This is a genomic window from Sphingobacteriales bacterium, from assembly GCA_016699615.1.
Lineage (GTDB): Bacteria > Bacteroidota > Bacteroidia > Chitinophagales > JADIYW01 > JADJSS01.
This window is the reverse complement of sequence record CP064984.1, coordinates 2,521,307-2,534,296: the sequence shown is the minus strand read 5'-3', so window position 1 is coordinate 2,534,296 and position 12,990 is coordinate 2,521,307. Positions and strand designations below refer to the sequence as shown.

Annotated in this window: 13 protein-coding genes and 3 pseudogenes; 6 read left to right on the top strand and 10 right to left on the bottom strand. The window is 30.0% G+C overall.

Features of this window, described 5'->3' with window-relative positions:
* The first annotated feature begins 65 nt into the window (after positions 1 to 65).
* Complete coding sequence (locus IPK18_11950; protein ID QQR97551.1) at positions 66 to 734, top strand: hypothetical protein; 669 nt, start codon at positions 66 to 68, stop codon at positions 732 to 734.
* 353 nt (positions 735 to 1,087) lie between these two features.
* Here the strand turns inward: IPK18_11950 and IPK18_11945 are convergent, their stop codons facing one another.
* The 3 genes from IPK18_11945 to IPK18_11935 form a co-directional block, all read right to left on the bottom strand.
* Complete coding sequence (locus IPK18_11945; protein ID QQR97550.1) at positions 1,088 to 2,359, bottom strand: PorP/SprF family type IX secretion system membrane protein; 1,272 nt, start codon at positions 2,357 to 2,359, stop codon at positions 1,088 to 1,090.
* A gap of 339 nt (positions 2,360 to 2,698) precedes the next feature.
* Positions 2,699 to 3,319, bottom strand: coding sequence for a gliding motility-associated C-terminal domain-containing protein (locus tag IPK18_11940; GenBank protein ID QQR97549.1), 621 nt, complete (start codon positions 3,317 to 3,319; stop codon positions 2,699 to 2,701).
* A 16-nt stretch (positions 3,320 to 3,335) separates the two neighbouring features.
* Positions 3,336 to 4,592, bottom strand: coding sequence for a hypothetical protein (locus IPK18_11935; protein QQR97548.1), 1,257 nt, complete (start codon positions 4,590 to 4,592; stop codon positions 3,336 to 3,338).
* A 253-nt stretch (positions 4,593 to 4,845) separates the two neighbouring features.
* Between IPK18_11935 and IPK18_11930 the strand changes: the two genes are divergently transcribed.
* A complete protein-coding gene (locus IPK18_11930; GenBank protein ID QQR97547.1) occupies positions 4,846 to 4,992 on the top strand; it encodes a hypothetical protein in 147 nt (48 codons plus the stop codon).
* Positions 4,993 to 5,024: 32 nt separating this feature from the next.
* Here IPK18_11930 and IPK18_11925 read toward each other — a convergent pair whose 3' ends face one another.
* Positions 5,025 to 5,927: a hypothetical protein gene (locus tag IPK18_11925; GenBank protein ID QQR97546.1), complete on the bottom strand. Its 903-nt coding sequence runs from the start codon at positions 5,925 to 5,927 to the stop codon at positions 5,025 to 5,027.
* Positions 5,928 to 6,306: 379 nt separating this feature from the next.
* Here IPK18_11925 and IPK18_11920 point away from each other — a divergent pair, with 379 nt between their 5' ends.
* Both IPK18_11920 and IPK18_11915 read left to right on the top strand, forming a co-directional pair.
* Positions 6,307 to 6,957, top strand: coding sequence for an outer membrane lipoprotein carrier protein LolA (locus IPK18_11920; GenBank protein QQR97545.1), 651 nt, complete (start codon positions 6,307 to 6,309; stop codon positions 6,955 to 6,957).
* Positions 6,958 to 7,029: 72 nt separating this feature from the next.
* A complete protein-coding gene (locus IPK18_11915; protein ID QQR97544.1) occupies positions 7,030 to 7,392 on the top strand; it encodes a nuclear transport factor 2 family protein in 363 nt (120 codons plus the stop codon).
* Between the two features lie 174 nt (positions 7,393 to 7,566).
* Here the strand turns inward: IPK18_11915 and ilvC are convergent.
* Positions 7,567 to 8,609: pseudogene (gene ilvC, locus IPK18_11910) on the bottom strand (ketol-acid reductoisomerase).
* Between the two features lie 33 nt (positions 8,610 to 8,642).
* The gene (locus tag IPK18_11905) at positions 8,643 to 8,876 is read right to left on the bottom strand and encodes a hypothetical protein (GenBank protein QQR97543.1); all 234 of its coding nucleotides are present in this window, start codon (positions 8,874 to 8,876) and stop codon (positions 8,643 to 8,645) included.
* A 166-nt stretch (positions 8,877 to 9,042) separates the two neighbouring features.
* Between IPK18_11905 and IPK18_11900 the strand changes: the two are divergent.
* Positions 9,043 to 9,359, top strand: a pseudogene (locus IPK18_11900) (N-acetyltransferase).
* A gap of 6 nt (positions 9,360 to 9,365) precedes the next feature.
* Positions 9,366 to 9,656 carry an N-acetyltransferase gene (locus IPK18_11895; GenBank protein QQR99350.1) on the top strand — a complete coding sequence of 97 codons (291 nt, stop codon included), beginning with the start codon at positions 9,366 to 9,368 and terminating at the stop codon, positions 9,654 to 9,656.
* Positions 9,657 to 9,727: 71 nt separating this feature from the next.
* Here the strand turns inward: IPK18_11895 and coaD are convergent.
* The 4 genes and pseudogenes from coaD to IPK18_11875 all read right to left on the bottom strand — a co-directional run bounded on the left by coaD (position 9,728) and on the right by IPK18_11875 (position 12,983).
* Positions 9,728 to 10,203 (bottom strand): annotated as a pseudogene (coaD, locus tag IPK18_11890) (pantetheine-phosphate adenylyltransferase).
* Positions 10,204 to 10,217: 14 nt separating this feature from the next.
* Positions 10,218 to 10,751, bottom strand: a complete 534-nt coding sequence (locus tag IPK18_11885) for an RsmD family RNA methyltransferase (protein QQR97542.1) — start codon at positions 10,749 to 10,751, stop codon at positions 10,218 to 10,220.
* Positions 10,748 to 11,569 (bottom strand): DUF3822 family protein, encoded by an 822-nt coding sequence (locus tag IPK18_11880; protein QQR99349.1) that lies wholly within the window; start codon positions 11,567 to 11,569, stop codon positions 10,748 to 10,750. The genes IPK18_11885 and IPK18_11880 overlap by 4 nt, the downstream gene beginning before the upstream one ends.
* A gap of 61 nt (positions 11,570 to 11,630) precedes the next feature.
* Positions 11,631 to 12,983, bottom strand: a complete 1,353-nt coding sequence (locus IPK18_11875; GenBank protein ID QQR97541.1) for a hypothetical protein — start codon at positions 12,981 to 12,983, stop codon at positions 11,631 to 11,633.
* Positions 12,984 to 12,990: the final 7 nt, after the last annotated feature.

The window sequence follows — 12,990 nt, the reverse complement described above, 5'->3', positions numbered from 1 at the left end:
ATTTGATTGATGCTATAAAGTAGCGCATATAACAAAGTTAGTTTTAATGGTAAAAGATTAAAAATATGAATGATGTTAAACTAGAAAAAGAATATTATCCAAATGTGGAAAAATGGTTAAAGAATCAATATTTGTGTTTTGAAACAAAAACGAATATTGGAACAATTAAAAGTAGAGCAGACGTAGTTGGATTAAGAGATGTTGGTGGAGACTTTAGTGGTGAAATTGAAACTATTATTATAGAAGTAAAAAGAGATAAAGAAGCATTTGCTACTGCATCTGGACAAGCATTTGGTTATACAATTTATGGTAATCGTGTTTATCTTGCTGACATAAGAAACAATGGTTTTACTCAAGATGAAATTATGATTGCTAATCATATCGGTGTCGGTTTAATACAAATTGACAATAAAAATAAGTGCCACGAAATTCTAACGTCTCCATATTATAATCCTATAAAGAAATTCAACATGCAATTAATATACATGATGAATTATGCAAAATGTCAATTTTGTGACCATTATTTTCAAATTGGAAATGAGAATAATCGTACTTCATTTGTTGCAAAAGAAGATATAGATAAGGCAATAAAAGAAGAAAAAGGTTTATTATTTTGGAATAGAAGTGTTAACATAAGAAAACAAAAAATTAAATCAGAAAAACGTAATAAAGAACTAACATATGAAAGAAGATTTCTATGTAACGAATGTATTGAACTATTATTTAATAGATAAATTGAAAAAATAATACCACCACAGCTCCTCACCATTGTTGGTCTTCTTGAGTAACAAACTACTTACTTCGTCAAAGCAGATATTATTACTGGTTTGAAAATCAAAAACAAATAGCACTACAAGCACAAAAACTTAGGCTTAGGTATGTGCAACATCTTAGATTTTCATATTATACAAAAATGGTGTTAGACCAAGAATTTTTAAAAATATTTTCCGATTCATTATATATAAAAATAGAAATTAATTTCATATCAACCATTAGAACAAAAACGCTACAAATTTGTTCAAAATGCACAAAAAAATAGCCAAGTATAAAATACTTGGCTATTAAATATGCTGTTTGTTTATTTCTATTATTGTCCAGAAATAAAGATATCAACTCTCCTATTTTTTGCTCTTTCTGCTTCTGTAGATTGTGAATTTGTAACTGTACTATTTTCGCCATATGGCAATAACAATATTCTTTCTGACAATGTAATTCCTTCTAAGTATTGTTTTACTGCATCACATCTTTTTGCAGACAATGCTTGGTTGTAGTTTATATCGCCTTCTTGTGATGCATTTCCTGCTAAGTAAATAAAGTAGTTACCTTGCATTTCAGAAAGTTTTACTTTCAAAGCATCTAAGATGTCTTTTGCTTCATGTGTTAATGCATTTTGGTCATGGTCAAAGTATACTGAAGTCAGTTTTTTAAACATGATATTATCTACTCTTTGTTCTAATTTATCAACAGTATTTGTTGCTGTGCTAGCTTTATCAAATGCTTCGTTTGCTTTTTGTTCAACTTTGTCTAATTTCTCAGCATTCTGTTGAGTTTTATCCATCGCTGTATTTGATTTATCCAATGCATCATTTGCAACACTTGCAACGCTATCAGCTTTTTTATCAACATTTGCAATATCATCTTCCATTTTCTTTTTGTCTTTCTCATAATCTTTTTTATCTACCTTACGTGTTAGGTTACATTGTATTGTAACCTCATGTGTGTAGCCAAAATTATTTCTAACATTTTTGAATGGCAATTCCATAGTATAAAACAGATTTACTCTTTCTTTGATACCAGCACCTGCTGTTGCGTGAAATCCTGCTGCATTTGGAGAAATAATACCATTGATGCTGCCACCAGTTCTATATCCACCACCTAGCCAAATTAGTTTTTTATAGCCTAACATTAAATTGAAGTCTAATTGTGGGTCGATAGCCTCATATTTTCTCATCATTACTGATGGTGTAATCATCCAAGTTTTTTTATCTTTTCCTCCAAATCTTGCTTCGTAGCTTACTAATACTATATATTCTCTTCTTGTTTGAAAAATAGAATTTTTATCTGTTTGGTCTCCATTTTCTCTAAATTTCAATTTTCCACCAATTACTTGTGGTACAGAAAAACCAACATTCAATCCTTTGAAGAAATAATTAATTCCCACATTCAAATCAAAACCAACAGATTTTGCATTATTACCCAACAAAGCTGGATCCATTGAAATATCATGTGTCGCTATGGCTTCAGAAATATTTAATTTATTTGCTATAATGCCAGCTTGAACACCAATAGACAATCCATGAGTTTTATCTTTGTTAAATGGTATTCTATACGCATAAGCAACATTTGCAAATGTGTTCATGATATGTTTTCCATTTCTGTCATGTATTACAGAAACACCCAATGCACTATTACTTTCTTTAATTCTTGAATCCCAAGAAGCGACTCCAGTAATTGGATATAAGGCATTTTATCCCATTGTTTTCTAAATCCTAAGTTTATAACACCACCATCTGGATTATCGCCTGCTCTTGCTGGATTGTATAAAAAAAGGATTTACTGTATAGTTATTATACACTGGCAATTGTTGAGCATATGCAGAATAAATAGAACTTATTGTTATGATGATAAAAACGGAAATATATTTTAGAGTATTCATATTGTGCAATTAATGTTTATATATAATTTTAATATTTACAGATTATCTTTTAATGGTTAATGTACCTTTATAAATCACACCATTTTCAAATTCTAAGACATACCAATATGCTCCATCATGTAGTTCCTTATCTTTATAAGTTCCTTTCCACTGTTGGTTGTAGCTAGAAGTACTCATTACTAAAGCACCACCACGAGCATATACACTTAATGTGTATGGTGAATTGACATTTTCTAAATATTGAATATACCATTCATCGTTTACGCCATCACCATTTGGTGTAATAATATCTGGAATAATAAGTTTTTCTACTGGAACAACTGTAATTACAACTGTATCTTTGTCTAAACAACCGAAACCACCGTCCCAAACTGTTAATTCTATTGCAAATACACCTGTATCTTCACTAACAAAGGTAGGATTGCTAATATTGTTTGTACTTAAATTATCATCTGGTGTCCAAGAATAAATTTGACCTCCAGTACCTTGTAGTACAGTTGGTTGATTTTGGAATATTGTAACATCAGCACCAGCATCAGCAACTGGGTTTTTATCAACATATACTATTGTTGTTGCCACTTCAGATTTGCAATTGCCTAATGATGCATAAACAGTATATGTTCCAGCATTAGCTAAAGTTACATTTTCAATCACTGGATTCATATCACTAGATGTAAAGTTATTTGGTCTCTACCCAATTATAAGTTTGACCTTCTCCTTCATTTTTCACTGTAATAACTAATTCAGTTCCTTCACAGATAACTGGTATTGAATTGATAATTGGTCTATCTGGTTTAGTATATACTTTTATATTTACAGTTGCACTATCACTTACACAGTTATTTTTGGTTTGTGTAACATAATAGATTGTATCTCTATATAAAATTGGTGTATTTAAAGTAGAACCAAAGAATACTAAATTAGTTAATTGTTGGTCTGAATACCATTTTATATTCTCTCCTTCCACAACTACTGTTGCAAACTGTCCGTAGCAAGTTGAAGCTTCACCAACTATTGGTTTGTCTGGTGTTTCATTTACTGTTACTGTAACAATTATAGAATCACTTGAACATTTGCCTTCAGCTTCGTTACGTAGATAATACATTGTTGTTGTATCTAAAACTGGTGTGATAAATGTTTTTCCTATATTAACTACATTCGTTAATAATGAATCATCATACCAGCGAGTTGAATCTGATGCACCAACAAGTGTTACTGTATTGCCACTACAAATTGTAGTTCCTTTTACTTTTGGTTTTGTTAGTTTAGGTTCAACTGTTATTTTAATACTTGTAATATTACTTGGGCAACCAGCATTAGTGGTATCTTTTGCATAAATTACTTGTGTTGCTTGGATATTTGTTAAAGTTAATTCTGAACCATTTCCAATAACTGTATAGCCAGCATCAGAATAGAATATTGTAGCACTTGATGAAGAACTTACAACTACATCTGTAGCTTGACATATAAGTCCTGCTGGAATACTTAAAGTTGGTAATGGACTTTGACTTTGTACTGTAACTATAACTTCAGTTGGTTCACTTGTTAGACCATAAACTGTTTGTGTAGCATAATATGTTGTTGTAGAATTTAAAATAGGTGTAATTAATGTACTACCTAATTGAATTGGATTTGTAAGTGCTGGATTATTGTACCATTTAATTATTGCATTATCTATTCCTGATGCATCTAAAGACGTTTTAGTACCAATACAAATTGTATCATCAGTTGGAGTAACAGTAGGTGGCAATAAAATTGCATCAATATTTACAGTAACTACGGTATCACAGTCTTCGATAACTGCTGCTGGAATGATATATACAACTGAAGTATCGCTTATTGGAGAATAATCTACACCATCTATTGTAATAATTTCGCCAATATTATTTGTTGTGTCAATTGTAAGTGTTGGCAACGGTCTAATTGTAATATTCATTGTAGCATTTGTATCACATTCGTCATCAACACCTAAAATTACATATTCTACTGCTGTGTCTGCTGCTGGTGTGTAATCTACGCCATCAATATTAATAGTTGTTCCAGCACAAATTGCTGTGTCTATTGATTTGGTTGGTATTTCTTTGTGTGTAATATTTACTGTTGCAAGTGTATCACATTCGTAATCAACACCTAAAATGGTATATTCTACTGCTGTGTCTGCTGCTGGTGTGTAATCTACGCCATCTATATTGATAGTTGCTCCTACGCAAATTGCTGTGTCTATAGTTTTGGTTGGTATTGCTTTGTGTGTAATATTTACTGTTGCAAGTGTATCACATTCGTCATCTACGCCTAGAATTACGTACTCAACTGCTGTGTCTGCTGCTGGTGTGTAATCTACGCCATCTATATTGATGGTAGCTCCTACTCAAATTGCTGTGTCTATAGTTTTGGTTGGTATTTCTTTGTGTGTAATATTTACTGTTGCAAGTGTATCACATTCTAAATTTTCACCTGAAATTGTATACTCAACTGCTGTATCTGCTGCTGGTGTATAATCTACGCCATCTATATTGATGGTAGCACCTACGCAAATTGCTGTGTCTATTGATTTGGTTGGTATTTCTTTGTGTGTAATATTTACTGTTGCAAGTGTATCACATTCGTCATCAACACCTAAAATTGTATATTCTACTGCTGTGTCTGCTGCTGGTGTATAATCTACGCCATCTATATTGATGGTAGCACCTACGCAAATTGCTGTGTCTATAGTTTTGGTTGGTATTTCTTTGTGTGTAATATTTACTGTTGCAAGTGTATCACATTCGTCATCAACACCTAAGATTGTATATTCTACTGCTGTATCTGCTGCTGGTGTATAATCTACGCCATCTATATTGATGGTAGCACCTACGCAAATTGCTGTGTCTATAGTTTTGGTTGGTATTTCTTTGTGTGTAATATTTACTGTTGCAAGTGTATCACATTCGTCATCAACACCTAAGATTGTATATTCTACTGCTGTGTCTGCTGCTGGTGTGTAATCTACGCCATCTATATTGATAGTAGCACCTACGCAAATTGCTGTGTCTATTGATTTGGTTGGTAATGGCAATACTGTTACACTGAGAATAACATTTGTATCTTCTACCATTAATATATCAGGAATGGTATATTCAATAGTTGTATCATTGTATGGTGTATAATTAATGCCATCTACAGCAATTGTAGTTCCTCTACAAATTGTTTGCGAATCACTTTTATCAACTGCAAATAAAAATGCAACTGAAAAGAGTGATAAAATAAAAACAAGTAGGCTCTTCTTATTCATACTCAAGCTAGTTTTAGTTTTGTGTTCCATATTATTCATATATTGCATATATTCAGTTTTATTAACAATAAAAAGATAGTTATTAACATTTCTTAATAACAAATATAGATACATAAAATTAAAAATCAAAGTAAAAAATAATAATATGTATGATTTGAAAGAATAAATACTTTACATAAAAAGATTCAACTAATTAATAATAAGCATTTTATGCACTACAATATAAAATAAAAAATAAAATAGTTTTATGAAATATTTAACACTAAAAATTTCAAACATATCAATAGAAAAGACAAATACATTGTGAATTGTGGAACGAAAATTGATAAAGATTATCTGTACATTTGTACAAATAATTTCATATTTATATATAAAACCTATGGTATTAGTAGTATTTTTCTCCTTTTTATTATCTCTGGTTGGTACTCAACCTAATAATTCTAAAAATTTAAATGATCCAAATGCAAAATTAATTTTAGATGCAGTAACTAAGACTTATAAATCTTATCCATCTATCCAAGTGACTTTTACTATATTGACTGAATATCCGCAAGGAAAAAGCAGCACACAAAATGGACAAGTTTTAATCAAAGGTGATAAATATAAATTATTATTAGGCAATCAGGAAGTATATTGTGATAAAAGCTCTATTTGGACGTTTTTAAAAGATATAAATGAGGTACAAATTAATGACTATGAACCTAGCCAAACTGAAATAACACCAGCAAATATGTTTACTATTTATCATTCTGATTTCTATTATCAACAAAACACTAACGAAAATATAGGCAACGTGTCTTGCAAAACTGTGGATTTAATGCCAAAAGATAAAACTAAACCATATTTTAAGATTAGACTTTGGGTTGATGCTAAGAATAATATCAAACAACTAAAGATGTTTGATAAAAATGGAACAAGATATATCTATAAAGTAAATACAATGAATACTAGTCAGAAATTAGATGATGCTACATTTATTTTTGATGCTAAAAAACATCCTGGTGTGCATGTGGAAGATTTGAGAATGTAAATAATGTAACAAATATGCAATAACAAAAAATGCCTCAACAAATTGTTGAGGCATTTTTTATTACATTTGAATATGACTAAAAAAGATATTGCTCAAGAATTTTTAAAACTTTCATCTAAAGGAGAATCTAGAATAGCATTTGAATTTTATGTTGGTGATAATTTCAAACATCATAATGCATATTTTAAAGGTGATGGTAATACATTAATGCTTGCAATGGAAGAAAATGCTCAAAAAAATCCAAATAAAATTTTTGCAATACAAAGAATATTAGAAGATGGAAACTTGGTCGCTGTTCATTCTCGTGTTAGTATTATAGATAATACTTTTGCTGTAATGCATATTTTCCGATTTGAGAACAATAAGATTGTTGAACTTTGGGATTTTGGTCAAGCAGTACCACCAGATATGATAAACGAAAATGGAATGTTTTAATTTGTATATTTATAACTATTTCTAATGTGTTTTTTAACAAATAACTAATAACTAATAACTAATAACTAATAACTAATAACTAATAACTAATAACTAATAACTAATAACTAATAACTAATAACAAAAAATGCCTCAACAATCTGTTGAGGCATTTTTTAAATTTATCCAGTTTGATTATTTTCCTGGTCTTAGGCTACGAACAGTTTTACCTGCTTGCCACATTTCGCTATCTCTTAGTGTTTTTAATTCTACTTCTAATTTCTCTCTATAATCTGGTTGAGAGTTTGTATCGATAGAACGTTGTGCTTCCTCTCCTGCTGCAACTTTTGCATATAATTCTTTGAATACTGGCAATGTTGCTTCTCTAAATGGACCTTTCCAATCTAAAGCACCACGTTGTGCTGTTGTAGAACAGTTGGCATACATCCAATCCATTCCATTTTCAGAAACTAATTTTATTAATGATTCTGTTAATTCTTCTACTGTTTCGTTGAAAGCTTCTGATGGTGAATGACCATTTTCTCTTAATACATTATATTGTGCTTCCATGATTCCTGCTAATGCACCCATCAAAACGCCACGCTCGCCTGTAAGGTCTGAATAAACTTCTTTTGGAAAGTAGTTTCAAATAAATAACCAGAGCCAATGCCAATGCCTAATGCAATTGTTCTATTATATGCATTTCCTGTAGCATCTTGGAAGATAGCATAAGATGAGTTTAGTCCTTTTCCTTCTAAGAATAATCTACGAAGTGAAGTTCCAGAACCTTTTGGTGCTGTAAGAATTACGTCTACATCAGCTGGTGGAATGATTCCTGTTCTGTCTTTGTATGTAACGCCAAATCCGTGAGAGAAATATAATGCTTTTCCTGCTGTTAAATGTTTTTTTACTGTTGGCCACATTTCTATTTGAGCAGCATCAGATAATAAATACATGATGATAGTAGCTTTTTCTAAAGCTTGTTCTGGTTCGAATAAAGTTTGTCCTTCAACAAAACCGTCAGCCACTGCTTTATCCCAAGATTTTGATGGTCTTCTTTGTCCGATAATAACATTAAAACCATTATCTCTTAAATTTAATGCTTGACCTGGACCTTGCACGCCATATCCAATTATAGCAATTGTTTCATCTTTTAATACTTCTTTTGCTTTAGCAAGTGGAAATTCTTCACGAGTTACTACATTTTCGTCGTGTCCACCAAAGTTCAATACTGCCATTTTTATTAGTTTTTATTTAATGAATAATATATGTTAATTAATAAGTTTTGCACCAAAAACATCAATTTGTTTATTTACTTGTTTAAGTAAATTCTGTGCTTGCCATTCATCTGAATTAAATTCGATGGAGAACAGTCCATCTTCTTCGTTTATTTTTTGGAAACCAAAATTGGTTACATCAATTCTGCGACGAGAGAAAATGAGCATAAATCTGCCAATAAGTACTGCTTGGTTGTATGAAATAAATTCTATCTTATAACTTTTCACTATGTATATTATAAAATTACGAGTTGGCTAAGATAATTATTTATACAGCAAAATGGAATTATCTTATATTAACATAATATAAAAATATGTACAAAAGCATAAAAAATTAATTTCTGCAAAAATATTCATACTTTCAATTTATTATTTAAACAAATACATTTGAAATATGAAGGCAGAATTTTTAAATATTCCGTTGGTAAAGAATGAGGAAAAGAAACGATTTGAAATAGAAGTAAATGGTCATTTTGCATTTATAAACTATGGAGAACGTGGCGAACAAATTGCACTTGTACACACAGAAATTGATGCAACGACTAAAAGGAAGTGGTGCAGACAAGCTGTGGTAGAGAAAACATTAGAATATATTGAGGCAAACAATCAATTATTGCTCCCTTTTGTCCTTATGTTTTTGCATATATTCAGAAGCACCCAGAATGGAAACGCATAGTAGATAAACGTTTTAAAGCATACGACGAACTTTAACACAATATTTTGGAAATAATAGATAATAAAGAACTTTTGCGTTTTGAATATCGCAGCAATGGCATCATTGCTTATTTAGAATATAAATATTACAAGCAAAAAAATATTGCATTTGTACATACTGTTGTGCCTGATGCACTAAAAGGAAAAGGCATTGCAACTGCATTAGCTGAATTTGCTTTTAAATATGCTAAACAACATAAGAAAATGGTTATGGTGTACTGCCCTTTTGTTGGTGCATATATAAAAAAACATCCGGAACTACAACAACAACTTAATCCTGAGTTTTATGTATAACTTGTTTGTAGTTATATATATAATAACATAAATTTAGATTACATCACTTGGTTTGTTATACGAAAATGTATTTATTGAATATTTGATACGTCTTCGACGATTGATGCTGGTATAAATTTGCTAATATCGCCTTTGCCAATAATAATTTCTCGGACAATGGTTGATGATATTGCTGATAATGCTGGCGAAGAAAGTATTAAGAATGTTTCAATTTCTGGTTGCATCATTTGGTTGAGCTGCGCAATGGTTTTTTCGTACTCGAAATCTGCTGAAGAACGTATGCCTCTGATGATGTATTTTGCGTCTATTTCTTTGCAAAAGTTTATGGTTAATCCTGTGTAACTCTTTACTGTTACGTTGGAATATGGTTCAAATACTTTTTCTATCCAACTGATTCTAGTATCTAAATCAAATAAATATTTTTTTGTGTATTAACACCAATTGCTACAATTATTTCATCGAATATTTGAGTCGCTCGTTTTACAATATCTTCATGTCCAATAGTAATTGGATCGAATGAGCCTGGAAATACTGCTACTTTTTTCATATTATAAATTTATTCTAATTTTTAAAAAACCAAAAATGCGTTTGTCCGTATTTTCTAAGATTAAAACAATTTGGATGTTCTGAAAAGTTGTGTCTTGGTGATGTTTCTAAAATAAACCAAGCATTTTCTTTTAATAGTTTATGTTCTATGACCAAATTTGGAATTTCGTCTATACATTCTAATGGATAAGGTGGTCCTGCGAAAATTAAATCGTATTGATGTTTTGATTGTTTGATGAAATGAATGGCATCTGCTCTAATAATTTGGTGTTGTGGTATGTTTGCCATTTTGCTCATTTCTTGAATAAATTTGATGCTAATGGAAGACAAATCTACTGAGGTAACTTTGTTGCAACCTCTAGAAAACATTTCCATGCCTATATTTCCCGTTCCTGCAAATAAATCTAAAAAATCAATATTTTCAAATTCTATGTAATTTGTTAATATATTAAACAATCCTTCTTTTGCAATATCTGTTGTTGGTCTTGCAGGAATATTTTTTGGTGGATAAAAATGTTTTCCTTTTAGTTTTCCAGCTATAATTCTCATTTTCCTAGTGCTAAAAGATTATAAAAATAATGTAATTGGTGCTCGTTGTATGTAAACATATATGCTAATGCATGCTTTAGTGTTCTGTCTATTTCGTAATTTCTGATATAAGAAAAACTATAAGTGTACATGGGTGATTTTTCTTCTACAAATCCATACAAATAGGTTGCAAACTGATTGGCATCTAAATTAAGTTGCTCGTAAGCTAATTTTAAATAATATAATAAATCTTCTTTTTGTTCGATATAAAATTTATTAAAAAATAATAATTCATCATCTTTTTTGAATGCGATAGTCAAATCATTTCCATATATATTTACAGCCAAATGATTTTGGAATGCTAATTTACTGTTCTTGTAATGTATAATACCATAATCGCCAAAATACCAAGACACATTTCTAAATCTATGTTCGAAATAATTTTTTATTTGTTTATCAATATTGAAATACAATATCTTATTGTCTGAAATTTCAAAAGTTTCAATGCAGTCATCTTCTTCTATATCAATTCCTAAATTTTGAAAGACAGTGTTTATTTGATTGGTTGTAGTTGGTAGAATAGTAAATTTATTTGTTGCAAATGCCACTTTTACATTTTTAAAATTCAAATCAAAAACCTCATTAGTATTAGTAAACATTGAGCTAATTGAATCAATTGTAATTGTATCTTCAAAATGTAGGTTTAAATGTTGATATTCTACTTCATAAACTTTCTTCTGTTGATTATCAAATAATAAATATGAAATAGCAAATGGATGAATGTGTATCCAAAGTTCTATATCAGAAAACTTTTTTAATAATTCAATTGGAGTATTAATGGCTAAAGTATTTTCGTAAAATTAGTATTTTTTTTACAACTATTTATATAAAATCTACCTGCTACTTTTCTGCAATTGCGTAGATAGCATTTAGAATCTTAACAATATTTTCTGGATATTTTACCCAATTTTTTTCAATGGAAGGTGCATAAAAATCTATGTCTATTTTTTCTCTTCTCACACCAATAGCAACTGAAATGCTCAATGGAATTGGTGTTGGTGCTTGCTTCATTCTTTGTTTGCAAGCAACATCATCTGATGCACATTCGTATTCTTCATAGAAATTAAAATAGCCTAAGTCGACAATAAATTGTGCTAGTTTTATTAAATCTTCCCTTGATACTTTTTTCTCATATTTTTCTATTCCACCAATTTTTGATTTGTATTCTCTTTGAATTAATCCATTATTAAAAATCATGGTTCTGTCATATTCTTTTGGATTTACGCCACCAAATAATCCTCCACCACTTACATAAATTTCTATATAATCATTTACGCCAACTTGCACTGGAACATCTACATTTAATGTGGCTAAAAGACTATCTAACAATAGTTTATTTTTATTTCTAATAGAATCTGCTTCTCTTTGATATTGATTATAACTTGCTTTTTTCTGTTTTTCTGCAATTTCTTTTTCAGAGTATTTATATACAGTTTCTGATGGTTTCTTTACTTCAGCTTGTTTAGCTTCTTCTACTGCAACCACTTTTCCGTTTTGAGTAACCAATGGTTGTGTTTCTATATAAAATTCTTTGATTGGTTTGTTTTTCAAAGAATCATAATTTATTTTTGGTTTTATAGTTGGTTGTGTTTCTACTACAGCAGTTGGTTTGCTTGGTTTTTGTACTGGCTGTACAATTGGCTCATTGCTAAACTCTGATTTTTTTGGTGCTTCTATAACGACATCATTTTTTTGTTTTTCAGGTTGTTTTGCAATTGGCTCTGTGTTTATAATTTTTGCTGGTTCTGGTTTTTTTGGTGGTTCTGGTATTTTTTCTTCTTTTATAGATGTTTTTAAATTTTTGATTGAATCTGCTACTTGTTTTATTCTAATATTTTTAATAGAATCTTCAATGTGTCTTTGTTTAATTTTTAAGATAGAATCTGCGTAATTTTTCTTTATTTGTTCTGCATTTATTTTTTGTAAAGAATCGGCATTTGTAGTATTTTTTTGTTTGGTGTTTATATTTTTAAACTGTTCTAAGCTTTGCTTATTCAAGTCTTGTTGATTATTTCCAATTACTGGCTGTTCTGCCTTTGGTAAATTGAAATTTTTCTTGATGCTATCTTTTTTGATTCCAAATTCTTCTAAACTTTGTTTGTTCAAATCTTTCGAGAAATCTTTTTGTGCATATGTGATATTGCACATTAAAATAATAAATATAAATACTAATAACTTAGAATAATTTTTCATTTAAAAT